The organism is Photobacterium proteolyticum (assembly GCF_001939735.1).
Classification (GTDB): domain Bacteria; phylum Pseudomonadota; class Gammaproteobacteria; order Enterobacterales; family Vibrionaceae; genus Photobacterium; species Photobacterium proteolyticum.
The window spans coordinates 17,136-41,978 of the sequence record NZ_MJIL01000077.1 but is presented as its reverse complement, the minus strand read 5'-3'; the positions used below and the strand labels follow the sequence as shown (position 1 = coordinate 41,978).

The following is a 24,843-nucleotide window of genomic DNA, read 5'->3' as shown; positions in this document are numbered from 1 at the left end:
CGTCTTATTTAATCTCCACCTGCTCTTCACCGGCATCGGCATCAGCAATTTCACCCAGAAGCCAGGCGTTTTCGCCTTCGGCTTTCAGGATGTCGATAGCTTGCTCGGCCTGTGTCTGTGGCAGGGCAATAACCAGACCGACGCCACAGTTGAAGGTACGGTACATTTCGTAGGTTTCAACGTTACCGGCTTCTTGTAGCCAGTTGAAGATGGCAGGCCACTCCCAGCTCTTGCCGTCAACAACGGCTTTCGTGCCAGTAGGCAATACGCGAGGGATATTTTCCCAGAAACCACCGCCTGTGATATGAGAAATAGCGTGAACATCGCAGCTTTCCATCATCTTCAGCGTTGATTTAACGTAGATCTTTGTTGGCTCAAGCAAGTGATCGGCCAGTGGTTTGCCATTAAGCTCTTTGCTTAGGTCGGCTTGAGAGACTTCAATGATCTTGCGGATCAGGGAGAAGCCGTTAGAGTGCGGACCGCTTGATCCGACAGCGATAAGTGCGTCGCCGGCTTTGACTTTGCTGCCGTCAATGATATCGGCCTTTTCGACGACACCGACACAGAAGCCCGCGACATCATAGTCTTCGCCGTGGTACATGCCCGGCATTTCTGCGGTTTCGCCGCCAATTAGGGCACAGCCAGACTGGATACAGCCTTCGCCGATCCCCGCGACAACGGCTGCCGCCGTATCGACCTCAAGCTTGCCGGTTGCGTAATAGTCCAGGAAGAACAGCGGCTCTCCCCCTTGCACAATCAGATCGTTGACGCACATTGCCACCAAATCGATACCGATTGTGTCGTGCTTGTTCAGATCCATCGCCAAGCGAAGCTTGGTGCCCACACCGTCGGTTCCTGAAACCAATACCGGCTCTTTATACTTGGTCGGTAGCGAGCAGAGCGCGCCGAAGCCACCAATACCGCCCATGACCTCGGGACGGTGGGTGCGTTTCACCACCCCTTTAATACGATCAACCAATGCATTTCCCGCATCGATATCAACACCTGCATCTTTGTAACTAAGAGAAGAGTTATTGCCGCTCACAAGAGATCCCTCACCGCATTAAAGTAAAAAAGCGGGGGTATGATAACAGCAGTCAGGGCGGAAAGGAAAACGTTTGCGTCAATAAATCGCAGTGGCTATTTCCTAAGCAAACGAAACATCAACCCCTATCAGAGCGCTCATGGTCTAGTGTATAATAATGCGATTTTTTTAAATTTTGTTTGCTTAGGAGTCAGAAATGAAAGTCGTTGAGGTTAAACACCCACTGGTAAAACATAAGATCGGTCTTATGCGCGAAGGCGACATCAGCACTAAGCGTTTTCGTGAGCTAGCAACGGAAGTTGGTAGCTTGCTGACGTATGAAGCGACTTCAGACTTCGAAACAGAAAAAGTTACCATTGAAGGCTGGAATGGTCCAGTTGAAATTGACCAAATTAAGGGTAAAAAGGTAACTGTTGTGCCAATTCTGCGTGCTGGCCTGGGTATGATGGACGGTGTTCTTGAGCATGTACCAAGCGCACGTATCAGCGTAGTCGGTATCTACCGTGATGAAGAAACCCTTGAACCGGTTCCTTATTTCAACAAGCTGGCATCAAATATTGACGAGCGTATTGCGCTGGTTGTCGATCCTATGCTGGCTACTGGTGGCTCAATGATTGCGACACTGGACCTGCTGAAAGAGCAGGGCTGTAAGCAGTTCAAAGTACTGGTTTTGGTTGCGGCTCCTGAAGGTATTGAAGCGCTGGAAAAAGCTCACCCAGACGTTGAGCTGTTTACAGCTGCAATCGATGAGAAGCTGAATGACAAGGGTTACATCGTTCCTGGTCTGGGCGATGCGGGTGACAAAATCTTCGGCACCAAATAATTTTTTATACCCTATAGCTGAAAGCCGGACTGATGTCCGGCTTTTTTGTACCTGCCGGGCAGTCAGCGACAGCTGTAAAAAAAGCGCCGATGGTTGATAACCATCGGCGCTTTTTAATGATTGGATATTATCAGCAGCGCAAGTTAGTTGGCTGTGTCTTCTATCTGAGCATTGTCGACCACATGGTTTTCACCCAAGTCGTCCGGCAGGACCAAGTTTAGCAAGATAGCCACGATGCCGCACAAGCTGACTCCCTGCAGGCTGAACTCGCCGATGCCAAATGCCATACCACCAATACCGAAGACCAACGTGACAGCGACAATCACCAGGTTGCGGGCTTTGTGCAGGTCAACATTGTTTTTGATCAGCGTGTTCAGGCCGACAGTGGCAATGGAACCAAACAGCAGGATCATGATACCACCCATAACAGGAACCGGAATGGTCTGTAGTGCTGCACCCAGCTTACCGACGAACGCGAGTACCAGAGCCGTTACTGCAGCCCAGGTCATAATCACAGGGTTAAATGCCTTGGTCAGCATTACCGCACCGGTTACTTCCGAGTATGTCGTATTTGGTGGCGCACCAAACATAGAAGCGGCAATGGTCGCAACCCCGTCACCAGCCATTGTGCGGTGCAGGCCGGGCTTTTTCAGGTAGTCCTTGCCGGTTACGTTGGAGATAGCCAGCATATCACCGACGTGCTCTACCGCCGGGGCGATGGCGACCGGGATCATAAAGAGAATGGCGTTGATATTGAACTCCGGGAAAGTGAAGCTCGGCAGAGCCAGCCAGCTTGCCTGAGCAACCGGGCTAAAGTCGACCACACCGAATCCAAGGCTTACACAGTAACCGGCGACAATCCCTCCCATGATAGGGATCAGCTTCAAGAACCCTTTGGCAAATACGCTCAGTGCGATGGTTACCAGCAGAGAGATACTTGAAATCCACAGTGCCGCATTACCATCAATTAGCTGAACCGCACCGTCTCCGGTTTTGCCCAAAGCCATGTTGACAGCCACTGGTGCCAGGCCTAGGCCGATGACCATAATCACAGGTCCGACAACAACAGGCGGAAGAAGTTTATGAATAATACCGACTCCGCGGACTTTGATGACTGCACCCATGCAGACATAGATAACCCCTGCCATCATCAGGCCGCCCATCGTACCAGGAACGCCCCAGGTCTGGACGCCATACATAATAGGAGCAATAAAGGCAAAAGAGGAAGCAAGGAAGATAGGAACGGAACGTTTGGTGATGACTTGAAAGAGGAGGGTACCAATACCTGCGCCGAAGAGCGCAACACTAGGATCTAACCCCGTAAGCAACGGAACCAGAACCAACGCACCAAATGCAACGAATAGCATCTGTGCACCTTGTAGTACCTGCATCATTATACTTTTCCACCCTGTCTGAAAAAAAATCGCGCAATGCTAGCACGGGTGTAATCGTTTTCCTATCTGCTTTTTGTTGAAGTTATCATTTGCAATAAAGTCTTGCTGTTTTTGTGATCTTGGGTTGGTTTTTTTGTAATGATTACATTTGATGATGACTAAAAGCGTATTTATATAGCGCCTTGGTACTGAGGTATCGCTTAAATAAGTCGCTAGAACTACACAGAGCAAGCGGAAGCGATAGTCAATCCAATAAATATCAGATAGTCTGGGATTTTGTGGCAGTTGCTGTTGCCGATACTGGCTCGTTCATTTTATGATCGGGAAATAACTAAGTGATTAATGAGTTTTCTATGTTGCGTTTTGCTCTACTACTGTGTGCTTTATTGGCCTTGCCGCTTAAAGCTGCAACGGTAACCAATTTATATCAGGCAGAGGTGGCGTTGCCTGACACGGATAAACAGTCTGAAAAAAAAGCCCGTGAGGAAGCGCTGGAGCAGGTACTGATTAAAGTGTCAGGCCAGAGCACAATTACTCAGAATGAGATTATTCGCAAGGCACTGTCGAACAGCAGTCCGTATGTCAGTCAGTTTGGTTACGGTAGCCAGGACGGCCAGCAAACGCTGCAATTGACCTTTGATCAATCCCAAATCCGTAACTTGTTAACTCAGGCCAATGCCACGCTATGGAGCGAGCAGCGTCCGAGTGTGCTCGTTTGGATGGTCAATGATGCGAACCGTAGCCGCGATATTATCTGGGATCAGTCCGGTAACAGCTTTGAGCCGCAACTGAAAAAAGCCGCGGATAACCGAGGCGTCCCGGTGATGATGCCGATCGGAGATTTTGAAGACGTGACGGCAATTAACATCCCGGATATCTGGGGCGGCTTTGTCCAGCCGATTGCCGATGCCAGTGCCCGCTACCAGCCTGATGCCGTTCTGGTTGTTCGGGTACGTCAGCAGGCTGATCAGAGTGTTCAGCTGGGCTGGCAGCTGTTTGCCGACAAGCCAGAGTATTTGGTGTCATCGCAAGTTGCACCGGCTGAAGGTCGGGCGGCAGGCACATCAGCCGACGCGCTGACAGAGATGATGAATCAGGTTGCCGATCAGCTGGCAGGCAAATATGCCGTGCAGCTAGGCGGTGCCAGCGACGGCGAGTATGCGATTCAGGTTGCCAACATTCAGTCGACAGAAGATTTCTTTGCCCTGGAGCGTATGCTGACCAATATGACCTCGGTGGCGTCGGTCAATGCCAGCAAGCTTAAAGGGGATACTGTGATATTTGGTGTGAACCTGCTGAGTTCTGAAATGGCATTTCAACGCGAGCTAAGCCAGGATCGCCGTTTGACTTCGCAGCCTGCCGATAACGGCTATACGGTTGCTGAAGAAGTGCCACTTAACGCCGAGCCAACAGCTGATGTTCCTCAGGATCCACAGGCTGTCGATGTAACGGCAACCATAATGCCAACACTTAGCCAGGTTAATCAGTATTACTGGCAGCCTTAAGGTGCGTTAGGCGTATCTCTTGATGTCGCGAGTTGATGAAATGCGGTGGGCTTCCACCGCATTTTTGTTTGTGTAAGGTTCGCTCCCGGAGAGGCTATTTTTTATCGCCGTGGTTCTCTCTTTCTTCCTTCTCAACCTGCGACAGCTTCTTCAGCTTGATACCCAGTTCTCTGCCTCTATGACGGGCAAAAAGAATATTGGAAACGAATGCCCAGGAGGTGATCCCCAGCTCGACAAGTGCCAGCAGGCGCTCACCGCCGTCGATCCAAAGAATGGTCAGGGCATGAAGGAAGTAGAGCATCAGGATGAAATTTGCCCATGCATGGGTGTAGGGCCTACCCTCAAGGATCCCCTTTAGCGGGAACAGCATGGGTAATACCCACATGCCGGCCAGAACAAAGCTGTTCAGATGCGGATGGGGGGAAAGAGTGCTTTGCCATACACCCACCCACAAAATGAGAGAGAGGTTGGCGATTAAGGCAGAATAGCGCAAATTCTGAGTTGATTTGCTCATTGCTGTCATACGGTTGTCCTTCACTTAGTCATGCAAGCTTGATTGCCGCCTCGGCAAGGCGCTTTCCCAATGCCTGGGCAAGCGTTGATTCGTCGTTGTCCAGAACCTTCTGCTGGCCATGGCTAAGGTGCGAGGCACCGTAAGGCGTCCCTCCCGAGCGGGTCGTATGCAACTTTGGTTCAGAGTACGGGAGGCCTACAATCAGCATACCGTGATGTAGCAGAGGCAGCATCATTGACTGCAGTGTAGTCTCCTGGCCTCCGTGCATGGATGAGGAGGAGGTAAAGACACAGCCCGGTTTACCTATCAAGGTACCGGAAAGCCAGTGGCTGCTGGTACTGTCGATAAAGTGTTTTAGTGGCGCGGCCATATTGCCAAACCGAACCGGACTGCCCATGGCCAGTCCCGAGCAGGCCTTGAGATCATCCAGGGTTACAACAGGATCGCCCTTTGTCGGCGAGCCGACAAGTTCCCCCTGGCTATCAAGATCTGTCACCGTTCTCAAGATGGCCTCGCAACCGTCAACCTGCTCGATCCCGCGGCCAATATGCCGTGCCAGCTGCTGGGTGCCTCCATGGCGGCTGTAGTAGAGCACCAGGATTTTATGCATTACAGAATGTCCAGCACTTGCTCAGGTGGGCGGCCCATTGCTGCCTTGTCGCCTTTGACGACAATCGGACGCTCGATAAGCTTCGGATTCTCGGCCATTGCTTCAAACAGCTGTTGTTCGGTAACACTCTCTTCGCCGAGGGCCAGCTCTTTGTAGATGGCTTCCTTGGTACGCATCATGTCGCGGGCCGAGCTATAGCCCAGCTGGCTTAGCAGGATTTTAAGCTGGTCGACACTCGGAGTCTGCTCAAGGTATTTGACCACGTCCGGGGTGATCCCGTTTTCTTCAAGCAGTGCCAGAGTCTGGCGGCTTTTCGAGCAGCGAGGGTTGTGATAGATAGTAACTGACATGGTTTCTCCCAATTGATATTTTGCCATTTGCTGTCGCCTGAGTGAGCTGTCAGGTTAGCAGAATGGAGAATTTATGTTGCAGTCCTATTGTAGAGGAACTGCAACCCGGAAGAAAAGTAAAGAGACTAACAGGATCAGAGATTTGCGACGCGAGCGCGGGCAAGGCGCAGCTGATCGATCCGTGCGTCGTAACGCGCCTGATCCAGCGAGTCAACCTCGACCAGCTGGCTGGCCTGAATGTAATGCTGAATCGCCTTGTCCCATTGACCACGCAGTGCCATTAGCTCGGCACGGGACGCCAGCTCGGCATCACGGCGACCGTTGTCGGCATAGGCCTGCGCCAGCAAGTGCCAGCCATTGGTATCGTTGGTATTGTCGTAGGTATAGCGTGTCAGAATCGAGATGCTCTCGGTACTGCGTCCTGCCTTCTGAAGGGCATGCGCGAGATTGAGGCGAAGCACCTTATTGTTGGGGTTATCTTTCAGCGCTCTTTCGAGGCGTGTAATGGCCTGGTCGTATTTTTTCTCATAAAGATCAAGATCGGTCGCCGAATCGATATAGAAGCGGTTGTTCGGTTCGGCTGCCATCAGAGGATCCAGCAGCTCATGGGCCTGCTGGTATTTACCGGAATCGATGTATACCAGCGCCTTGCCGTAATTGAGGGCGTTCTTCTGCTGTGCATTGGCTTTTTTCAGCTGGCGGTTGAACCAGTCCAGAGCGGCTTCGCTATCGATCCCCGCATAGCGGGCGACAATTCGTGCCCGCGCATGCTGGTAGCGTTCGGAGGTACTGACTCGCTTGGCCGGGAACTGGTTGGCCCGGCTACGGGTATCTGAGATACGAGATTCAGGCAACGGGTGAGTCAGCAGCATCGCGGGTGGCGTACTGGCATAGCGGTATTGATCGGCCAGGCGGCCAAAGAAGCGAGGCATGGCCTGAACGTTGAAGCCGGATTTTGCCAGGGTAGCGATACCGATACGGTCGGCTTCTTTTTCGTTGCTGCGGGTATAGTTGATCTGCCCCTGGGCTGATGCCGCCGTCGTGGCATGTATGGCGGCGATCCCGGCTTCGGGCGAGGCGATGGCCAGCATCAGGGAGCCTATGAGCGCGGCCATGGTGGCCGGCGACTTCTTGGCCTGATCTTCCATGCTTCGTGCAAGGTGGCGTTGGGTAATATGGGCGATTTCGTGGGCAACGACCGAGGCAAGTTCACTTTCAGATTGAGCATGTAAGAACAGACCGCTATGGATAGCGACATGGCCGCCAAAGAAAGCAAAGGCGTTGATTTCACGATTCTGGATCATGAAAAAGTTAAACGGTGTGCGCACGTCATTGGCATTGGCGACCAGGCGATGGCCGAGATCCTGGATGTATTCCGATAGCAACGGGTCGCTGATCACCGGCATGCTGGCACGCAGCATCCGCATATAAGCGTCACCGTATTCCATTTCTTTCTCGATGGTCAGCGTAGAGGCTGCCGTGGTTCCAATTTCCGGCAGCGCATTAAAGTTATCGGCCTGAGCGGTAAAGCTCGAGCTTAGCAGGGCGCTGACTAAGAGATAGGTTGGAGCTTTGGCAAATCGAAACATGTTAATAATACAACCGCCTTTGTGAAAATAGGTTCCTTTCCTGTTTGGCCGATAACTTGTAACTATCAAAATAGCTAAATCATTCCTGAACAGGTATAACTTACAAAGAATATGACAACGAAAGCTGCAACTGGTTTCTTTTTTGTCGCTCCGATGTCATTTACAATACTCCGATGGATAATAACTGTCAGCATACCGGAATGGAAACCCCATCGCTCAATTTGACTTCAGAACGTTGCCCTATGGCACTTTTATTAGCTAAGCGAGCAACCAAGGAGCTCTGTTGCGGCCAGCGCCTGAAAATTCATATTTCTGATCAGGGCGCCAGACAAGATATTCCCCGTTACCTGTTAAACCACGGGTTTGACATTGAACAGCAGGCTGCTTGTCAGCAAGAGCTTGTAATTATCGTCACCAAAAGGCAGTAAAGATTTTATGCTGGACATGCTAAACCGCTGGTATAAGCGGAGATTTTCAGACCCCCACGCCGTGAGCCTCGTTGCCATTCTGTTAGCTGGCTTTTTGACCATATACTTTTTTGGTAACCTGATCGCCCCTTTGCTGGTGGCTATCGTCCTGGCATATTTGCTGGAGTGGCCCGTTATGCGGCTGACCCGGTTAGGGCTGCCGCGCTCAATCGCCGTGATGGTGGTATTGCTGCTCTTTGTCGGGTTGATGGTGATGGCTGTCTTCGGTCTGGTGCCGACGATCTGGCATCAGGTCGGTAATTTGATTGCCGACGTACCGAACATGTTCAATGGCCTGCAACAGTACGTCTCCAGCCTGCCCGAGCGTTATCCTGATTTTGTCCAGCCGCATCAGGTCGGTACCTTTATGAACACATTGCGCGAGAATGTGCTGGGCATGGGCGAAAGCGTGGTCAAGGGCTCTCTGTCCTCTCTGGTGAGTCTTGCTACTCTGGCTGTGTATCTGATCCTGGTACCCCTGCTGGTTTTCTTCTTGCTGAAAGATAAAGAAGAAATGCTGGAAACCCTGAGTGGCCTGTTGCCGAAGAACCGCCGTCTGGCCAGCAAGGTGGGCGTCGAGATGAACCAGCAAATCTCGAATTATATTCGCGGCAAGGTGACGGAAATATTCATTGTCGGTATTGTCAGCTATATCACTTTTGCGATCATGGATTTGCGTTATGCCGTGTTGTTGGGCGTACTGGTGGGCTTCTCGGTACTGATCCCGTATATCGGGGCAGCAGCCGTGACATTACCTGTTGCCATGGTTGGTCTGTTCCAGTGGGGGATTAGCCCGGATTTCTGGTGGTTGCTAGTGGCGTACGGCATTATCCAGGCGCTCGATGGCAACGTTCTGGTACCCATCCTGTTCTCAGAAGCAGTCAACTTGCATCCGGTTGCCATCATTGTTGCCGTGCTGGTATTTGGCGGCCTGTGGGGGTTCTGGGGCGTTTTCTTTGCGATTCCTTTGGCCACTCTCGTCAAGGCTGTATGGAACGCCTTGCCGTCGACTAGCCTCGAGGATGAGGAAATCACAGAGTAGCCCAGTTCTCTGTCTACAAATTGCGTGTTTAAAAAAGCCAGTCGATAAAGTCGACTGGCTTTTTTGCTTAGAGAGCCAAGTAAGTAGATAACCCTGGAGCCGTAACAGCCTGTTGCTTTGCCGAGCGGCAGGGGGCTAACGGTTTTTACGGCGCGGAAGAGCTGGTGGGCTTATCGTTGTCCTCGTTCATTGGGCGAATCGTTGCGATAGTGCCTATCTGGCGGCATTGAGGCTGCCGGGCTGGTTTGCCGCAGCGGTTGCAGCCGTCACAACGCCCCTTGTTTTTCCATAGCCTGATATAGAGATAAAACAGTGCGGCGATGATAACAAGACCGACGATAGCAAGATCGCCCCACCCGGAAGAGGCGGCGAGATCTGGCAATACCGGTGCAGTGGACGTTGTGTTTGTCGTCATTAGATCACTCCATGGCTATCTTGTGGCGTAGTGGGAATGGCTGATTTTTGCTTGCGCCGAAAGACTGGATATAGCCCGACCAGTAGCAGCAGAGCAAGGCCGCTAAAGTAGACGCCACTCATCATGGTGATACCGGAAATGCCCAGCGCCATACCCAGGCTATAGGTGGTACTGGATACGCCGAGCCCCAATGCCGTCGGGAACAACAGAGCCAGCAACATCCAGCGGTATTGTCCGGTCTGAACGCGAACCATAATCATAGTGGCAAGACATGGCGGGTACAGGGCAAAGAACAGGATCATCGAAACGGCAGTCAGCGATGTCAGGTTATTGCCCTGATCGCCCATGCGCTCTTCTAGCGTGGTGTTTTGATCATCCTCCTGCTGGAACAGCACTCCTAGCGTGGCCACGCTGCTCTCGCGGGCAGCAAAAGAGGACAGTAGGGCAACATTAATCTTCCAGTCGAATCCAGCGAAGCGGGTGACAGGCTCCAGAGAGCGGCCGATTGAGCCCAGCAGTGAATGGCTCAGGCGCTCTTCTTTGATTTCTCGGCGGATTGATTTGCGTGCTTTGGCCAATTTGCGTAGTGCCCGGTTGGCTTTCTTCGCCAGCTTGTCGCCTTTCGGCGCTTTGACAAAGGGGAAAAATTCCGGGCTGCGCTGTTTGAATGTCTCGTTGACTGCTCTTGAGGCTGTCGCCCCTTTGGCATTGAGCTTGGCACGCTTGAAGTCATTGTAGTAATTCATCAGCGAAACCAGTTGCTCGCCCTGGGCCAGTTCAAGGTAAGGGTTATTGTTCATGGCTTTGTTAAAGCGGCTGATGGCTTGCTCGGAGCGTTGCTGATAGAAGGCGCTCCGGTCTTCCGGCAAGCCTGGGTATTGTAGCAGGGTGAAGATCACGACTGAGACCGCAACAACAATGGTGCCGACCTTCTTGATATAGATCCAGGTACGCTCGACCGAGCGGGTCAGGACGGACCGGACGGTTGGCAAGTTATAGCGAGGAAGCTCGATAACAAACGGCGCACTCTCTTCGCCGCGCAGCACCGTCACAGAAAGCAGTTTGGCAACCAGCAGCGCTGCAATGATGGTCATGGTCGAGATGTAGAACATCATCAACGCCTTGTCCTGCTCGAAAAATATCCCGACCAGGAGGGCATATAATGGGACTTTGGCCAGACAGTTCATAAATGGCACTGTCAGGATCGTCGCCATTCTTGCTCGGTGATCCGGAATGCCCTTGGTCGCCATGATGCCCGGTACGGCACAGCCACCGGCGAAAACACCACTTAGGATCAGCGGTAGCGTACTTTGACCATGGAGACCGAACCGGTGGAGGATCTTGTCGACGACAAAGGCAATACGCGCCATATATCCGGAATCTTCCAGGATCGCGATCAGGGCGAACAGAATGATAAAGATAGGCACATAGTTCAGCAGCGTATTGGCCGAGTCGACGATCCACAAGCCCAGTGAGCGGGTATAGGGATCAAACAGGAACCCGGCTTCAGGCAACAGGGCAGCTACCCACTCCCTCATGGCGGCAAGATACGGCCAGGTATAATTGGTCAGCTCGTAACCCTGCACGATCGCCAGCTGGTAGATCAGAAATACCGTCATGATCAGAAATACGGGTGCCAGGAAGCGGTTGAGTACCAGCTTGTCAATCTTCTGGGACAGAGTCGGTCCCTGATTGGGGGTGACGGTAACCGTCGCCATCATCAGCGACTGGACAAATGCTTCCCGCTGGGCGGCGATATAGTCATTGATACTGGTGTTGTGCTGCTGTTCGAACCGGGTACGCAGCTCGGCAAGGAGGTTTTGCAGCGAGAGCAGCTGTTCGTCAGGTACCCGGGCGGCGAGCCTGCCGATAAGCTGGGCATCATTTTCCAGCAGTTTTAGCTTTAACCAACGGTACGGCAACTGGACGATTTGAGCGGTCAGCGGAGCAAGGGCGCTATCCAGCTCGGCCATCGCGGCGGTTAATGCCGGGTAGTAGGGCTGGCTTTCGTGTCTGGTGTTGTCTGCATTCTCTACAGAGCCTGAATGCGTCCCGGATGATGTGCGGGCCTGGATCAGCTCGCACAGCGCCGAGCGGCCTTCCCCTTTGCGTCCGATCGTCGTTACGACCGGAACGGCAAGTCGCTGGCTCAGGGTATCCGTATCTATTGTGATACCTTCCCGGTCGGCAACATCCATCATGTTCAGGGCGAGTATGGTCGGGCATTCCATTTCAAGTAGTTGAACTGTGAGGTGCAGTGATCGTTTAAGGTTGGCCGCATCGACCACGTTGATCACCAGATCCGGGTTTTCGTCACAGAGAAAATCTCGGGCTACCCGCTCCTCAAGAGAGAATGACGACAAGCTGTAGGTACCGGGCAGGTCAACTGCCTGATAGGACAGGTTGTTATGGCTAAAGTAGCCGTACTTTTTGTCGACGGTGACACCGGGGTAGTTCGCTATGTGCTGTCTGGCACCGGTAAGGAGGTTGAACAGGGTTGATTTGCCTGCATTCTGTTGGCCTGACAGGGCAACCAGCGGAGTTCTGTTTGTCATTATTGGGTTCCTTGTGCCGGCATTAAAGGGCTTCTGACTGTGTGATCGAGGTAACCTCAATACCTGCGGCTTCTGCACGGCGCAGAGAGACATGGGTGTTATCAATTTTGATCTCGATAGGATCGCCCAATGGCGCACTTCTGACCATGGTGACGCGGGCCTGCGGCATGATGCCTAAATCCATCAGACGTTGTCTTATCACTCCCGTTGCGTGATGACGGAGAACAACAACGGTTTGATTCGGTAGGGTATCGTTCAATGTCATAAGTACTGCTCGCAAATTGTTAAAAAGGAATAATTTTTTAAAATTGTTCGTAAATATTATTTATATAAATCAATAACTTTCAAGCCAAATGAGAATAGTTATCACTGTTTTTGATTTGGCTCAATAAAAGTGTCAATACGAGAGATTCTTATTTCGCTTGCTGTTATCTTTCTTGGCGTATTCAGTTCGCTGCTCATTTGCGCTGCATCAATAAGTCGCAATAGGCATCGGTAACAATAAAGATCAGGTCATTACATGAATAGAAAACAACTATCGTTCGCGCTCATGTTATCCATGATGCCGCTGGCCAGTATGGCGCATACTCCATTGTGTTCTTGCTACGACAATGGTGATGGCACAGTGCTATGTGAAGGGGGCTTTTCTGACGGGTCTTCCGCAGCTGGTGTTGAGCTTGCTGTCGTCGATGCCGATGGTAACAAGCTGCTAGACGGCGCGATGAACGAGGACAGCGAGTTTGAGTTCAACAAGCCTGCAGGCGACTACAAGGTACAGTTTAATGCTGGACCGGGCCACCTGGTTGAAATTTCAAGCGAAGATATTACCGAATAATACGCAGTCATGAGGCTTGGCCTCTAAGTATCAATAGGAACAAAAAATAATGAAAAAGACACTTCTTACTTCACTTGGTGTTGCCGCTTTGGCTGTTTCTGGTGCGGCAAACGCTCACTTCCAGTTGGTGTACACGCCGGATGTGATTGTTGAAAAGCCGACGAATCTGGATATGAAACTTGTATTTGGTCATCCAATGGAAAACGGCCATGTCATGGACATGGACAAACCGGAGCAGTTTTTCGTTCAGTTTAAAGACAAGCGTATTGATTTGATGGACAAGCTGAAGTCTATCAGCTGGACAGGCCCTGATAATAAGGCACAAGCTTACCAGGCTGACTTTAAAGTGAAGCGTAACGGTGATTACGTCTTTGCGGTTGTTCCGACACCTTACTATGAGAAAGGTGAAGACATCTACATTCAGCAAATCACTAAGTCATATGTGAACAAAGGCGGCCTGCCAACAGGTTGGGAGCAGCCACTGGAGCTGGCTACCGAGATTGTTCCGCTGAACAAGCCTTACCAGGTTTTCGCTGGCGGTACCTTTACCGGTCAGCTGCTGAGCGAAGGCAAACCAGCACCGGGTGTCGAGTGTGAGATTGAGTTCATCAACACAGATATCGACATGAAGGGCAATGCATTCGGTAAAGAGAACTACCGTGAAGCGCCGGAAACCGCGATCGTTGCGATCACAGACCAAGATGGTGAGTTTACTTTCGGTATTCCAAAAGCCGGTGTATGGGGCTTTGCATGTCTGGGTTCAGGTCCTGCAACAGAGCATAACGGCAAGGAACTTTCTCAGGATGCGGTTATCTGGGTGAATGCTCAGGAGCTGTAAGCTCATTCTTGCGGACTTAATCGTCTTCTAGATTCAAGCTCCCTAGGGTTACCCTGAGGGAGCTTGTCTAATAATTTTTCTATCAACAGGTTACGCGTTGTCGCTAAAGTAGTTAAGCACTACTTCGTGGTGATCTTTGGTCTTGAACTTGTTGAATACATGTTCAATGACACCATCTTCGTTGATCAGAAAACTGATGCGGTGCAGACCGTCATAAACCTTCCCCATGAATTTCTTCTCGCCCCAGACACCAAACTGATCTGCCACAGCGTGGTCTTCGTCAGATAGCAGGGTGAAGTTCAGGTTATCGCGCTCGATAAACTTCGGCAGTCGTTTGACAGGGTCAATACTGATCCCCAGTACCACAACGTTCAGTGCGTCCAGCTCCGCCTTGCTGTCGCGCAAGCCGCAGGCCTGAACTGTACAGCCCGGGGTCATGGCCTTGGGATAAAAGTAAGCAAGTACTTTTTTGCCTTTGAAGTCTGCCAGGCTGACAGGCTGGTTATCTTGGTTGAGCAGTGTGAAGGCTGGCGCAGGCGTACCGGCGGTCAAAGTCTTCATATGTATTTTCCTTATTGATTGTGGCCGATGAATGTCACGTTGCCTGAGACGAGCAAGTCCTGGCAAAGCGCTTCATATTCTTCTTGTAAAGACATTAAGTTACAGCCTTCAGGCAAGTTGGTGCTGATCTGTAACTGAAAACGGTTCGGGCTGTCTCCCTCGCTGGCTTCATGGGTGTGGGCACTTAACGAGGCAATATCGATCTCCCGGGAGGCAAAAAAATGGGTGAACTGTTCGATGATTCCCGGTGAGTCGTCGGCTTCGATATGGAAGTCAGCCGTGTAGGGGAAAAAGCGGCACTCGTGCTTGGTGGTACGTTTCATCACCGTCAGCAGGTCATGTTCGTGCGCTTTGAGAGGCAGGGTCGACTCGACACGGGAAATTGCGTTGCCATTGCCGGCAACGAGCATGATAAGGGTAAACTCACTGCCGAAGATGGCAAGTCGGCTATCGACGATATTGCAGCCGCAGTGGGTGATCAGTCGGGTGACTTCATCTGAGATGCCCGGGCGGTCCGTACCAATAGCCGTGATTACTAGGTAATGTTCCATATTTATACACATCGTGTTTTGATTATCATATGCATGGTAGCACAGTCATTGTAAATCAAGCTATTTGAGGGCAGGGAGGGATCGGTCGCAAATTGGCGAAAGCCGTATTCCCCAGAGTGATATTCTGTAAAAAGTGGAAAGCAGCGCACTTTTATATTAACTCTCTGATTGGTTTTACTTCACTGATTTACATACTCCTGTCTTGAGTTTACTGTAACTGAAAAGTACCATGGATACACCAGGCAGCATCGCTATCAGTGTAGATAGTTATGCTGCTTGGTATTCATTTTTAAGGGGAGATGGACATGTTTTCAGGAAGCATGGTAGCGCTAGTTACACCATTGGATGAAGCCGGCGAAGTTGATTACGCAGGTCTGGCTTCACTGGTGGAATACCACATTGCAGCAGGGACAGATGCAATCGTGGCAGTCGGGACCACGGGCGAGTCAGCCACATTGACGGTTGATGAGCATGTAAAAGTGGTTTTGAAAACATTAGAATTTGCGAATGGCCGCATTCCGGTCATTGCCGGCACCGGTGCAAATGCAACCCACGAAGCCATCACCTTCAGTAAACTCTTTTCGGGTACAGGTGTCGCAGCTTGTCTGAGCGTGACGCCTTATTACAACAAGCCGACCCAGGAAGGCTTGTACCAGCATTATAAAGCGATTGCAGAAGCCACTGAATTGCCTCAGATCCTGTATAATGTGCCAGGACGAACTGCCGTTGACATGCTACCTGAAACGGTCGCCCGTCTCGCCAGGATCGATAATATTGTCGGGATCAAAGATGCAACCGGCGATTTAGCGCGAGTACAAAAAACTCGGGAACTTTGTGGCGAAGACTTCATCCAACTAAGCGGCGATGATGCCACCGGGTTGGATTTTGTTGCCGCGGGCGGTCACGGAGTGATTTCGGTCACGGCGAATGTGGCTGCGGAAGATATGGCAACCATGTTTAAGTTGGCGCTTTCTGGCCAGATTGATGCCGCACGAGAGATTAACGAGCGCTTGATGCCACTGCACAAGACATTGTTTGTCGAATCTAACCCAATTCCGGTTAAATGGGCAGCTCACCAACTTGGTTTGATTAATCACGGGCAGTTGCGTTTGCCACTGACTGAGTTGAGCGAATCAGCACAACCTGCTGTCACTGCGGCGCTTAAGGACGCCAAAGTGCTGCCGTAATTTGCTAGAGCGTAGGAGCGCAGAAGCTTAATGAATTATAAATACAGGCTGGCGGTAACTGCTGTAATGGTTGCCACATTGGCGGGGTGCTCTGGTGGGGCAGAACGTCGTCGCCAGGCAAATCAAGATTTTACCTATCTTGAGACAAAGCCGCTGGAATCGTGGGCGTTGCCGAGCGGAGCTCAGGCCTCCCAGGTGAATGATTATGCGATTCCGGTTCAGCGCTTTCCCGGCGAGCTAGGCCCCGCGGTTGATATCCGTCCGCCTCAGCAGGTACTTGCGTTGATCCCCGGTGCACGCACCGTTAAGGATGCAGACGGTGTCACACTGCTGTTGGCAAAGCCTGAAGAGCTGACCAAGGTATGGACGCTGACACAGCGCTTGATCGCCGAGCGGAATATCCAGCTACTTAGCCAGTCGGCCAATGTGATGGAAACAGACTGGGTGAACTGGGTCAACGAGGACGAGGAAAACCCGGTTGGCAGCCGATACCGGATTGAGAAATCCTCCGGTTCAGTAAACAATAGCTACAAGATCACCTTGGTTGACTGGCGTGAAGGCGGTGTTGAAAAAACAGTGTCAGCAATTAACAAAGAACGCTATAGCATTCTGATGACCAACCTGGTTATGTCACGTTATGATCAGCAGGAGCGTGATTTGGCCAGATTGCGTGCCCAGGAGCTGGTTAAGCAGATCCCTATCTCGATGGGTCAGGACCGCAGCGGTCTGCCGGTCATTATTGCCCGCGCACCATATAATGTGTTCTGGGAGCGTCTGCCGGACCTACTGGGACAACTTGGCTTTACTGTTGAAGGGCGTAACCGTTCCCAGGGTGTGGTGGAAGTGAAGTTCCGTTCCCCGGATGATGCATTCTGGACTGAACTTGGAACCAAGCCTATTCAGCTCGATGACCGTTCCTACAACCTCCAGCTAGGTGACTTGGGTAACCGGACATCGGTGAATGTGACAGACAGCGACGGTAAACCTGTTACCGAGGAAGCCCTGAAGAGCCTGGCTCCGGTCTTCGCTGCTGCAATTGATCGTGCCAACAACAGCTAGCCTGCTGTTTGACAACGATTAAAGATAAAAAAACCGCTTCGGCAATGCCGCAGCGGTTTTTTTGTAGGCGTTCCTCGAAGCAGCTATGGCTTGAAGGCTTCGGCGCTCGACGTGATTATTTCACTTCTTCGCCTTTCGCCTGCATATCAGCATGGTATGAAGAGCGAACAAACGGGCCACAGGCTGCATGGGTAAAGCCCAGCTCCAGGGCGATTTCTTTCAGTTCGTCAAACTCTGAAGGCGGTACATAGCGCTCAACAGGCAGGTGATGGCGGCTAGGTGCCAGATACTGACCCAGCGTCAGCATAGTCACGCCGTGTGCACGCAGGTCTTTCAGTACCTCGACAATCTCTTCTTTGGTTTCACCCAATCCCATCATCAGTCCCGACTTGGTCGGTACGTCCGGGTGCATTTCCTTGAATTTTTTCAGAAGATCCAATGACCACTGATAGTTGGCACCAGGTCGTGCCTTACGATACAGGCGGGGAGCCGTCTCTAGGTTGTGGTTGAAAACATCAGGCGGATTATCACGCAGGATATCCAGAGCGCGATCCATGCGGCCACGGAAGTCCGGTACCAGTGTTTCAATCTTAATCTCCGGGCTCTTGGCACGGATTTCACGGGTACAGTCAGCAAAGTGCTGGGCACCACCGTCACGCAGATCATCACGGTCAACCGAGGTGACAACAACATAACGCAGCTTCATATCAGCAATTGTCTGCGCTAGCTGGGTTGGCTCTTCTGCATTAGGCGGTAGCGGACGGCCATGTGCAACGTCGCAGAATGGGCAACGACGGGTACAGATTGCACCCAGAATCATAAAGGTTGCGGTACCGTGGTTAAAACATTCCGCCAGGTTCGGACAAGAGGCTTCTTCACACACAGAGTGAAGGTTGTTCTTGCGCATTGCCGACTTGATGTCCTGGATACGCTGGCTGTCAGAAGGAAGCTTGATTTTCATCCACTCCGGCTTGCGCAGCATTTCTTTCGGTGCTTCTTCTGTCACACTACGGACAGGGATCAGCGCCATTTTATCGGCATCACGGTATTTGATACCTTGTTCGATCTTAATTGGTTTGCTCATATGAATTGCTTTCCGTTTTCCACTCAACGCTCTGGTAATCGAGCAGTTTGACTAGCTCTTCTATAAGTACAGGCTGAACTTCTGCCAGTTCAGATGGGCCATTCATTGTTGCTAGCTGGGTCATTTCCATCCCCTGATAGCCGCATGGGTTAATGCGTAAAAATGGCGCCAGGTCCATGTTGATATTGAGTGCCAGACCATGAAAAGAGCAACCGCGCCTGATACGAAGCCCAAGTGAGCATATCTTCTTGCCGTCGACATACACACCTGGCGCATCCGGGCGGGCATTGGACTCAACCCCAAAACGGGAAAGAGTGTTTATTACCGTATTCTCGATGTGAGTGACGAGGTCGCGCACGCCAAGTTTAATACGTCGCAGATCAATCAGAATATAAGCGACCTGCTGACCCGGACCGTGATAGGTTACCTGGCCGCCACGATCGCTTTGGACGACTGGGATATCGCCTGTATCGAGCAAGTGCTCGGCTTTTCCCGCCTGACCCTGGGTGAATACCGGATTGTGTTCAACCAGCCAGACTTCGTCCGTTGTTTCCGAACCGCGTTGATCTGTGAATTCGTGCATGGCCTGCCAAGTTGCTTCATAGTCTCGGCGACCAAGGTTCCGAATAATAATAGTTTTTTGCAATTTAACACCCATATTGTCACCAGGTTACACCTGGGTTAATGACACCACATGGGTGCATTATAAAACTTGGCGGACAGTTATACAGCCGCCAAATTGTAGGGACTTTCGATGGTATTACAGTACCACACGGACAATATCAATCTCGCCCAGCTCTTTGTAAAGCGTCTCAACCTGCTCGATCGATGTTGCGGTGATCGAAACTGAAACGGCGCTGTAGGTACCCTTGCCGCTTGGTTTTACCGTCGGGCTATAATCGCCTGGTGCATGGCGCTGAATGACTTCAACAACCAGATCCGGTAGTTCAGGTTTGTTGTAACCCATTACCTTGTAGGAAAACTTACAAGGAAACTCGAGTAGGTCTTTTAGTTTTGGTTGTTCTTGCTGTTGCATTCTGAACTCCAGGGTTTTGCATTCGGTATTACTGTGTTTTAGCAGAGCATATTAATGGGTCAACCGCTATAAAACAAGCATCTGACTGTGGCGGTGGTGGGCGACAGATACAAAAAGAGGCAACATCCGTTGCCTCTTTCTATTGCTTTTCAGTAAGCTGGATTAGCTAAGCCAGCCTTTGAACAGCAACATAATATAATCAATTAGGCGACTGAACAGACCACCTTCGTTAACATCATTTAACGCCAGCAGCGGGTACTCGGCAATATCTTCTTCGCCGACGCGGTAGTAAAGTTTGCCGACAACGTCACCCTTGGAAATCGGGGCCTTCAGCTCTTTTTCCAGTACGAAGCTGGCTTTCAGATCTTTGGTCTGGCCGCGAGGTAGGGTAACAAAGGTATCCTGGCTTACACCCAGAGACACTTCAGCCGTATCGCCCATCCAGACTTTTTCGGTGACGAAGGTTTCGTTGGCTTTGTGCGGTGAAACCGTCTCGAAGAAACGGAAACCGTAGTTCAGCAGCTTCTTGCTTTCGGCTTTACGGGCATTCGGGCTCTTGGTGCCCATCACGACCGAGATAAGGCGCATCTTACCTTCGGTTGCAGTGCTGACCAGGCTGTAACCGGCATTGTTGGTGTGGCCGGTTTTCAGACCGTCAACATTGAGGCTTTTATCCCATAGCAGGCTGTTGCGGTTGTACTGGGTTATACCGTTATAAGTGAATGACTTTTCTTTATAGATTGCAAACTCTTCCGGTACATCACGGATCAGGCCTTGTGCCAGCAGTGCCATATCGTACGGCGTGGTAAGGAGTCTCGGGTTGTCCAGGCCGTGAACATTGGCAAAATTGGTGTTGTCCATGCCCAGCGTCTTGGCCCAGGCATTCATTAAATCGACAAAAGACTCTTCAGAGCCAGCCACATGCTCAGCCATTGCGACACAGGCATCATTGCCCGACTGGATAATGATACCGCGGTTAAGGTCGGCAACTTTGACTTCGCTGCCCACTTCGATGAACATCTTTGACGAGCCCGGAAAGTTCTTGGCCCAGGCGTTTTTGCTGATCACTACGGTATCGTCCATCGAGATGTTGCCTCGATTGACTTCTTGGCCGATGACGTAGCTGGTCATCATTTTGGTCAGGCTAGCTGGTGGTATCTGAACATTTTCTTTGTTTCCAGCCAGAATCTTGCCGGAATGGTAGTCCATCAGGACATAGCCCTTAGACGCAATCTGAGGGGCTTCAGGTACTACAGCTGGTGCAGCTGCGACAGAAGCTGAAGCTAGCAGAGTCGCCGATACAGCTACAGAACGAATAAGTGCAGCAGATTTCTTCATGATAGTTGTAACTTAATTTGTCGATTGCAAAAAAACTTTACACACTATATCAGATTGAAAACTTAGAACCAGTTTTGCCGCCTGTGAAGGCTGCAAGTTTGGCATTCTTACCGTTCTCTGACATTAGTTGGTGTAAGACCGTTGTAGATAGAGTCAAGATTATTGTTTTTGTTCCAGCTCGCGTTGTGACGTTATGATAAAGGCCTGCGGGAACTGGTTGGTTTTCGCCTTGTCTCGCTGAAGCACTGCCTCGTCACGATCCAGATAAGGGCCGAGGCGCAGTCGGTAGACTTCTGCCGAATCGGCTTTCTTCAGGTCGACCTGGGTAGCAAAGTCCTGTTCTAGCTGTGTGGCCATTTGCTTGGCCTTGGCCTCGTCGGTGACGGCAGCCAGTTGGACGAAATAAAAGTGCGGGTTGGCACTTTGCCATTCGTCGGTAAATTCCGGTTTGGGGATCTGGATCAGTTCAATCTTTACCGGGGCCGTACCGTGCTTGACGACATCGAGCTTTACCGCTGCTGCCATACTCAAATCGATGATTCGCCCTTGATGAAAAGGACCGCGGTCATTGACCCGGACAATCGCTGTTTTGCCGTTATCGGTATTGGTGACCCTGACATAGCTTGGCAGGGGCAGGGTTTTGTGCGCCGCTGTCATCGAGTACATGTCATAAATCTCGCCGTTCGAGGTTTTATGGCCGTGGAACTTCTTGCCGTACCAGGAAGCATAGCCTTCCTCGCTAAACGGTGTACTGGTATCAACGATTTGGTAGTCCTGGCCACGTAGCGTGTAGTCCTTGTTGCCTGCAAGACTCCTGGCTTCATAGCGTGGCTGTGCATCTTCGATATGATCCAGAGTCGGTGACGACTCAGGAGCGACATCATCGGCAATATCGTAGCGCTCATTGCTCGGTGCCGAGCTACAGCCTGCCAGTAGGAGTAATAATATAATTGGATACGCGCGCATTTAGGTCGCCTTAGACAACATTTTTCTGTGGGTGTGAATCGACATCAGGATCCCGAAGCCTGCCATCAGGGTAACCATGGATGTTCCGCCATAGCTGACCAGAGGGAGGGGAACCCCTACCACCGGCAATAGCCCGCTGACCATGCCGATGTTAACAAAAATATAGACAAAAAAGCTCAGTACGATACTGCCGGCCATCATGCGGCCAAATGCCGTCTGGGCACGGCTGGCCAGCATCAGCCCCCGGCCAATAATGAAAAGATAGATGGCGAGCAGGCAGATCACCCCGATCAGGCCCCACTCCTCGGCAATCACCGCGAAGATAAAGTCGGTATGACGTTCAGGCAGAAATTCCAGCTGGGACTGGGTTCCCTGCATCCACCCCTTGCCGGTCATACCGCCCGAGCCGATAGCTATCTTTGACTGGATGATATGGTAACCAGCCCCGAGCGGGTCGGATTCCGGGTTGAATAGGGTCAGAACCCGGGTACGCTGGTAGTCGCGCATCAGGAACAGCCATAACACAGGGATAAAGGCACCAAGCAGTACTCCCGCAGCACCGATGATCCGCCAGCTGATCCCGGACAGGAACAGGACGAATACCCCGGAGGCGGCAATCAGAATCGATGTGCCCAGGTCGGGCTGTTTGGCGATCAGCACGGTCGGAACGAATATCATGACAAGGGCAATGACGATATTACGAAAACTTGGCGGCAGCGGCTGGTTACCGATAAACCGCGCGACCATCAGCGGCACCGCCAGCTTGATCAGCTCCGAGGGCTGGAAGCGGACGAAGCCGAAGTTCAGCCAGCGCTGCGCCCCTTTAGACGCCTCGCCAAAGAACAGGACACCGAGCAGCAACAGCAATCCGACACCGAACAGATAGGGGGCCCAGGCCTCATAGTGGCGCGGGGCAATCTGGGCGAGGATAAACATCACGCCCAGCGACAGGCACATGCGCACAGCCTGGCGTTCCATCATCGGCAGGCTCTGACCACTGGCGCTGTACATTACCATCAGGGCGAAAGCCATCAGTGCCAGAATACCCAGCAGCAGCGGCATATCGAGATGCAGGCGATCACTGAGAGTTCGTTTGTTTCCCGTCGCGGCCATGACACTCATCGGCTTACCTCGGTTAGTTTGGCACCAGTTACTGGTTGTGATTGTTCCGGCTGCTTGGGTTTGAGCAGCATATGGTCAAAGATCTTCCGTGCGACCGGGCCGCCGTTGGACGAGCCGCCGCCCGCATTCTCAAGTACCATGGAAACGACAACTTCAGGTTTTTCATACGGGGCGAAGGCGGTAAACAAAGCGTGATCGCGCAGATGCTCTTCCAGCTCTTCGGCGTTGTATTCCTGATCCTCGGCGAGGCCAAAGACCTGCGCCGAGCCGGACTTGCCTCCGGCCTTGTATTCGGAGCCGTAAAACGCGCGGCGTGCCGTACCGCGTGTCCCGAACAATACCCGGTACATACCGTCTTTGGCGATGTCCCAGTACTTCTGGTCGACATTGGTAATCGGCGGATAGTCGTCAAACTTGGCCGGTATGCTAACCTCGCTTTCGATCACATCTTTGAGCAGGTGCGGCGCATGGACCAGACCGTTGTTGACCAGTACCGTCGTCGCTTTGGCAATCTGCAGCGGGGTTGCCGTCCAGTATCCCTGGCCGATCCCGACCGGAATGGTATCGCCCTGGTACCAAGGCTGGCGGAATCGCGCCTGTTTCCATTCCCGGGTTGGCATGTTGGCCTTGCTCTCTTCGTGAATATCGATGCCGGTATAGTCACCGTAGCCGAAGCGGCTCATCCATTCAGAAATGCGGTCGATACCGAGATCATAGGCAACCTGATAGAAGAAGGTATCGACGGACTCCTCGATGGCCTTGCTGATGTTGACCTTGCCGTGTCCCCAGCGTAGCCAGTCACGGAATGGGCGGCTTTTGGAGTTCGGGATCTTCCAGTAGCCCGGATCATTACGGGTGGTACGGGGGGTGATCACCCCCTCGCTTAACGCGGCAACCGCAATCATAGGTTTCACGGTCGAGGCCGGCGGATATATCCCCAGGGTGACCCGGTTAACCAGCGGGCGGTTCTTGTCGTTCAGGAGCTCGCGGTATTTCTTGCCGGAAATACCGTGGACGAACAGGTTCGGATCGTAGCTCGGGCTCGATACCATGGCCAATACAGAAGAATCCCGCGGATCGAGAACCACCACCGAACCCCGTTTGTACTTGATGATTTCCTCGCCGGTATCCGGATCCTGATTGCGTTCTGTCAGCAGCTCTTTGACATACAGCTGTAGCTCGATATCAAGGTTCAGGCGGATATCTTTGCCCGGAATAGGCGGGACGTACTTCAGGGTACGAATAACCCGGCCGCGGCTGTTGACCTCAACTTCCTGATAGCCGGAAGTGCCGTGCAGCAAATCCTCGTAATATTTTTCGATCCCGAGCTTACCCATATCGCGGGTGGCCTTGTAGTTGCTGATTTTCTCTTCGCGCTCAAGGCGCTGGAGATCGCGATCGTTGATTTTGGCCACGTAGCCCAGCACATGGGTCAGTGCATCACCATACGGGTAATGCCGCTTGAGGTAGGCCTTGACCTCGACCCCCGGGAATTTATGCTGGTTGACTGAAAACAGGGCAACCTGCTGTTCGGACAGCTGGTTTAAAATAGGGACCGACTTGAAGCGACGGGTCCGGCGGCGCTCTTTGCGAAAGCGTTCGATATTCTCGTCGGTGATTGCCATTAGCGCCCTGAGGCGGGTAAAGGTGTCTTCAAGATCGGTGACTTTTTCCGTGGTGATCTCCAGCGAATAGACCGGGCGATTCTCTGCCAGAAGAATCCCGTTGCGATCATAGATCAGCCCGCGGTTAGGAGAAACCGGGACAATTTTAATGCGGTTATCGTTGGAGCGGGTCTGGTAGTCTTCGTGCTGGCTGACCTGAATGTGGTACAGATTGGTCAACAGCAGACCTACCAGCATGAGAATGCCGATAAATGAGACAAGAGCCCGGCGGAAAAAGAGCGCCGACTCAGCCCGATGGTCGCGGATCTGGGTTCGCTTTTGTCTCATTGGCA

General features: G+C 51.9%; 26 protein-coding genes. 8 read left to right on the top strand and 18 right to left on the bottom strand.

What is annotated here, in order from left to right:
* Positions 1-4: 4 nt before the first annotated feature.
* The gene (gene purM, locus BIT28_RS14755; RefSeq protein ID WP_075765010.1) at positions 5-1,045 is read right to left on the bottom strand and encodes a phosphoribosylformylglycinamidine cyclo-ligase; all 1,041 of its coding nucleotides are present in this window, start codon (positions 1,043-1,045) and stop codon (positions 5-7) included.
* 196 nt (positions 1,046-1,241) lie between these two features.
* Here purM and upp point away from each other — a divergent pair, with 196 nt between their 5' ends.
* Positions 1,242-1,868 carry a uracil phosphoribosyltransferase gene (gene upp, locus BIT28_RS14750; RefSeq protein WP_075765008.1) on the top strand — a complete coding sequence of 209 codons (627 nt, stop codon included), beginning with the start codon at positions 1,242-1,244 and terminating at the stop codon, positions 1,866-1,868.
* Positions 1,869-2,011: 143 nt separating this feature from the next.
* Here upp and BIT28_RS14745 read toward each other — a convergent pair whose 3' ends face one another.
* A complete protein-coding gene (locus BIT28_RS14745; RefSeq protein ID WP_075765006.1) occupies positions 2,012-3,262 on the bottom strand; it encodes a uracil-xanthine permease family protein in 1,251 nt (416 codons plus the stop codon).
* Positions 3,263-3,615: 353 nt separating this feature from the next.
* Here BIT28_RS14745 and BIT28_RS14740 point away from each other — a divergent pair, with 353 nt between their 5' ends.
* Positions 3,616-4,767: a DUF2066 domain-containing protein gene (locus BIT28_RS14740; protein WP_075765004.1), complete on the top strand. Its 1,152-nt coding sequence runs from the start codon at positions 3,616-3,618 to the stop codon at positions 4,765-4,767.
* A gap of 94 nt (positions 4,768-4,861) precedes the next feature.
* On the opposite strand, the gene BIT28_RS14735 is transcribed toward BIT28_RS14740, so the two are convergent.
* The 4 genes from BIT28_RS14735 to bepA all read right to left on the bottom strand — a co-directional run bounded on the left by BIT28_RS14735 (position 4,862) and on the right by bepA (position 7,830).
* The gene (locus BIT28_RS14735; protein WP_075765002.1) at positions 4,862-5,290 is read right to left on the bottom strand and encodes a DUF2069 domain-containing protein; all 429 of its coding nucleotides are present in this window, start codon (positions 5,288-5,290) and stop codon (positions 4,862-4,864) included.
* Positions 5,291-5,309: 19 nt separating this feature from the next.
* Positions 5,310-5,891 carry an NAD(P)H:quinone oxidoreductase gene (wrbA, locus tag BIT28_RS14730; RefSeq protein WP_075765000.1) on the bottom strand — a complete coding sequence of 194 codons (582 nt, stop codon included), beginning with the start codon at positions 5,889-5,891 and terminating at the stop codon, positions 5,310-5,312.
* Entirely contained in the window at positions 5,891-6,241 is a 351-nt protein-coding gene (gene arsC / locus BIT28_RS14725; protein WP_075765045.1) for an arsenate reductase (glutaredoxin), read from the bottom strand. The genes wrbA and arsC overlap by 1 nt, the downstream gene beginning before the upstream one ends.
* 134 nt (positions 6,242-6,375) lie before the next feature.
* On the bottom strand, positions 6,376-7,830 hold the full coding sequence (bepA, locus tag BIT28_RS14720; RefSeq protein WP_075764999.1) for a beta-barrel assembly-enhancing protease: 1,455 nt from the start codon (positions 7,828-7,830) through the stop codon (positions 6,376-6,378).
* 173 nt (positions 7,831-8,003) lie between these two features.
* On the opposite strand from bepA, the gene BIT28_RS14715 reads away from it, so the two are divergent.
* Both BIT28_RS14715 and BIT28_RS14710 read left to right on the top strand, forming a co-directional pair.
* The gene (locus BIT28_RS14715; RefSeq protein WP_342743774.1) at positions 8,004-8,258 is read left to right on the top strand and encodes a sulfurtransferase TusA family protein; all 255 of its coding nucleotides are present in this window, start codon (positions 8,004-8,006) and stop codon (positions 8,256-8,258) included.
* Between the two features lie 7 nt (positions 8,259-8,265).
* Complete coding sequence (locus BIT28_RS14710; protein WP_075764995.1) at positions 8,266-9,339, top strand: AI-2E family transporter; 1,074 nt, start codon at positions 8,266-8,268, stop codon at positions 9,337-9,339.
* Positions 9,340-9,484: 145 nt separating this feature from the next.
* On the opposite strand, the gene BIT28_RS14705 is transcribed toward BIT28_RS14710, so the two are convergent.
* From BIT28_RS14705 to BIT28_RS14695, 3 genes are read right to left on the bottom strand one after another with little or no spacing between them, the layout of a single operon-like run.
* Positions 9,485-9,754, bottom strand: a complete 270-nt coding sequence (locus tag BIT28_RS14705) for a FeoB-associated Cys-rich membrane protein (protein ID WP_075764993.1) — start codon at positions 9,752-9,754, stop codon at positions 9,485-9,487.
* Positions 9,754-12,309 carry a ferrous iron transport protein B gene (feoB, locus tag BIT28_RS14700; RefSeq protein WP_075764991.1) on the bottom strand — a complete coding sequence of 852 codons (2,556 nt, stop codon included), beginning with the start codon at positions 12,307-12,309 and terminating at the stop codon, positions 9,754-9,756. Before feoB ends, BIT28_RS14705 begins: the two co-directional genes overlap by 1 nt.
* Positions 12,310-12,331: 22 nt before the next feature.
* Positions 12,332-12,574 carry a FeoA family protein gene (locus BIT28_RS14695; protein WP_075764989.1) on the bottom strand — a complete coding sequence of 81 codons (243 nt, stop codon included), beginning with the start codon at positions 12,572-12,574 and terminating at the stop codon, positions 12,332-12,334.
* A 255-nt stretch (positions 12,575-12,829) separates the two neighbouring features.
* Here BIT28_RS14695 and BIT28_RS14690 point away from each other — a divergent pair, with 255 nt between their 5' ends.
* Together BIT28_RS14690 and BIT28_RS14685 are read left to right on the top strand one after the other, a co-directional pair.
* Positions 12,830-13,144, top strand: a complete 315-nt coding sequence (locus tag BIT28_RS14690) for a hypothetical protein (protein WP_075764987.1) — start codon at positions 12,830-12,832, stop codon at positions 13,142-13,144.
* Between the two features lie 49 nt (positions 13,145-13,193).
* Positions 13,194-13,982 (top strand): DUF4198 domain-containing protein, encoded by a 789-nt coding sequence (locus tag BIT28_RS14685; RefSeq protein WP_075764985.1) that lies wholly within the window; start codon positions 13,194-13,196, stop codon positions 13,980-13,982.
* A gap of 90 nt (positions 13,983-14,072) precedes the next feature.
* Here BIT28_RS14685 and bcp read toward each other — a convergent pair whose 3' ends face one another.
* Both bcp and BIT28_RS14675 read right to left on the bottom strand, forming a co-directional pair.
* A complete protein-coding gene (gene bcp, locus BIT28_RS14680; protein ID WP_075764983.1) occupies positions 14,073-14,543 on the bottom strand; it encodes a thioredoxin-dependent thiol peroxidase in 471 nt (156 codons plus the stop codon).
* 11 nt (positions 14,544-14,554) lie between these two features.
* Positions 14,555-15,094, bottom strand: a complete 540-nt coding sequence (locus BIT28_RS14675; RefSeq protein WP_075764981.1) for an ACT domain-containing protein — start codon at positions 15,092-15,094, stop codon at positions 14,555-14,557.
* A gap of 305 nt (positions 15,095-15,399) precedes the next feature.
* On the opposite strand from BIT28_RS14675, the gene dapA reads away from it, so the two are divergent.
* Both dapA and bamC read left to right on the top strand, forming a co-directional pair.
* Positions 15,400-16,281, top strand: a complete 882-nt coding sequence (gene dapA, locus BIT28_RS14670) for a 4-hydroxy-tetrahydrodipicolinate synthase (protein WP_075764979.1) — start codon at positions 15,400-15,402, stop codon at positions 16,279-16,281.
* 30 nt (positions 16,282-16,311) lie between these two features.
* A complete protein-coding gene (gene bamC / locus BIT28_RS14665) occupies positions 16,312-17,340 on the top strand; it encodes an outer membrane protein assembly factor BamC (protein ID WP_075764977.1) in 1,029 nt (342 codons plus the stop codon).
* A 115-nt stretch (positions 17,341-17,455) separates the two neighbouring features.
* Here bamC and lipA read toward each other — a convergent pair whose 3' ends face one another.
* From lipA to mrdA, 7 genes are all read right to left on the bottom strand, one after another.
* A complete protein-coding gene (gene lipA / locus BIT28_RS14660; protein ID WP_075764975.1) occupies positions 17,456-18,424 on the bottom strand; it encodes a lipoyl synthase in 969 nt (322 codons plus the stop codon).
* Complete coding sequence (gene lipB, locus BIT28_RS14655; RefSeq protein ID WP_370646487.1) at positions 18,408-19,082, bottom strand: lipoyl(octanoyl) transferase LipB; 675 nt, start codon at positions 19,080-19,082, stop codon at positions 18,408-18,410. Before lipB ends, lipA begins: the two co-directional genes overlap by 17 nt.
* Before the next feature lie 102 nt (positions 19,083-19,184).
* Positions 19,185-19,460: a DUF493 family protein YbeD gene (gene ybeD / locus BIT28_RS14650; protein ID WP_075764973.1), complete on the bottom strand. Its 276-nt coding sequence runs from the start codon at positions 19,458-19,460 to the stop codon at positions 19,185-19,187.
* Between the two features lie 162 nt (positions 19,461-19,622).
* Positions 19,623-20,798, bottom strand: a complete 1,176-nt coding sequence (locus tag BIT28_RS14645) for a serine hydrolase (protein ID WP_075764971.1) — start codon at positions 20,796-20,798, stop codon at positions 19,623-19,625.
* A 159-nt stretch (positions 20,799-20,957) separates the two neighbouring features.
* The gene (locus BIT28_RS14640) at positions 20,958-21,764 is read right to left on the bottom strand and encodes a septal ring lytic transglycosylase RlpA family protein (protein WP_075764969.1); all 807 of its coding nucleotides are present in this window, start codon (positions 21,762-21,764) and stop codon (positions 20,958-20,960) included.
* Positions 21,765-22,886, bottom strand: a complete 1,122-nt coding sequence (gene rodA, locus BIT28_RS14635) for a rod shape-determining protein RodA (RefSeq protein WP_075764967.1) — start codon at positions 22,884-22,886, stop codon at positions 21,765-21,767.
* Entirely contained in the window at positions 22,883-24,838 is a 1,956-nt protein-coding gene (mrdA, locus tag BIT28_RS14630) for a penicillin-binding protein 2 (protein WP_075764965.1), read from the bottom strand. The genes rodA and mrdA overlap by 4 nt, the downstream gene beginning before the upstream one ends.
* Positions 24,839-24,843: the final 5 nt, after the last annotated feature.

Coding starts and splice junctions, on each gene's coding strand:
- BIT28_RS14740 (WP_075765004.1), top strand. CDS start 3,616: ATGTTGCGTTTTGCTCTACTACTGTGTGCTTTATTGGCCTTGCCGCTT.
- BIT28_RS14745 (WP_075765006.1), bottom strand. CDS start 3,262: ATGATGCAGGTACTACAAGGTGCACAGATGCTATTCGTTGCATTTGGT.
- BIT28_RS14685 (WP_075764985.1), top strand. CDS start 13,194: ATGAAAAAGACACTTCTTACTTCACTTGGTGTTGCCGCTTTGGCTGTT.
- ybeD (WP_075764973.1), bottom strand. CDS start 19,460: ATGCAACAGCAAGAACAACCAAAACTAAAAGACCTACTCGAGTTTCCT.
- rodA (WP_075764967.1), bottom strand. CDS start 22,886: ATGAGTGTCATGGCCGCGACGGGAAACAAACGAACTCTCAGTGATCGC.
- BIT28_RS14640 (WP_075764969.1), bottom strand. CDS start 21,764: ATGCGCGCGTATCCAATTATATTATTACTCCTACTGGCAGGCTGTAGC.
- BIT28_RS14715 (WP_342743774.1), top strand. CDS start 8,004: ATGGATAATAACTGTCAGCATACCGGAATGGAAACCCCATCGCTCAAT.
- lipB (WP_370646487.1), bottom strand. CDS start 19,082: ATGGGTGTTAAATTGCAAAAAACTATTATTATTCGGAACCTTGGTCGC.
- wrbA (WP_075765000.1), bottom strand. CDS start 5,891: ATGCATAAAATCCTGGTGCTCTACTACAGCCGCCATGGAGGCACCCAG.
- BIT28_RS14695 (WP_075764989.1), bottom strand. CDS start 12,574: ATGACATTGAACGATACCCTACCGAATCAAACCGTTGTTGTTCTCCGT.
- upp (WP_075765008.1), top strand. CDS start 1,242: ATGAAAGTCGTTGAGGTTAAACACCCACTGGTAAAACATAAGATCGGT.
- BIT28_RS14675 (WP_075764981.1), bottom strand. CDS start 15,094: ATGGAACATTACCTAGTAATCACGGCTATTGGTACGGACCGCCCGGGC.
- bepA (WP_075764999.1), bottom strand. CDS start 7,830: ATGTTTCGATTTGCCAAAGCTCCAACCTATCTCTTAGTCAGCGCCCTG.
- BIT28_RS14645 (WP_075764971.1), bottom strand. CDS start 20,798: ATGAAGAAATCTGCTGCACTTATTCGTTCTGTAGCTGTATCGGCGACT.
- BIT28_RS14690 (WP_075764987.1), top strand. CDS start 12,830: ATGAATAGAAAACAACTATCGTTCGCGCTCATGTTATCCATGATGCCG.
- BIT28_RS14705 (WP_075764993.1), bottom strand. CDS start 9,754: ATGACGACAAACACAACGTCCACTGCACCGGTATTGCCAGATCTCGCC.
- bcp (WP_075764983.1), bottom strand. CDS start 14,543: ATGAAGACTTTGACCGCCGGTACGCCTGCGCCAGCCTTCACACTGCTC.
- lipA (WP_075764975.1), bottom strand. CDS start 18,424: ATGAGCAAACCAATTAAGATCGAACAAGGTATCAAATACCGTGATGCC.
- feoB (WP_075764991.1), bottom strand. CDS start 12,309: ATGACAAACAGAACTCCGCTGGTTGCCCTGTCAGGCCAACAGAATGCA.
- BIT28_RS14735 (WP_075765002.1), bottom strand. CDS start 5,290: ATGACAGCAATGAGCAAATCAACTCAGAATTTGCGCTATTCTGCCTTA.
- dapA (WP_075764979.1), top strand. CDS start 15,400: ATGTTTTCAGGAAGCATGGTAGCGCTAGTTACACCATTGGATGAAGCC.
- arsC (WP_075765045.1), bottom strand. CDS start 6,241: ATGTCAGTTACTATCTATCACAACCCTCGCTGCTCGAAAAGCCGCCAG.
- mrdA (WP_075764965.1), bottom strand. CDS start 24,838: ATGAGACAAAAGCGAACCCAGATCCGCGACCATCGGGCTGAGTCGGCG.
- BIT28_RS14710 (WP_075764995.1), top strand. CDS start 8,266: ATGCTGGACATGCTAAACCGCTGGTATAAGCGGAGATTTTCAGACCCC.
- bamC (WP_075764977.1), top strand. CDS start 16,312: ATGAATTATAAATACAGGCTGGCGGTAACTGCTGTAATGGTTGCCACA.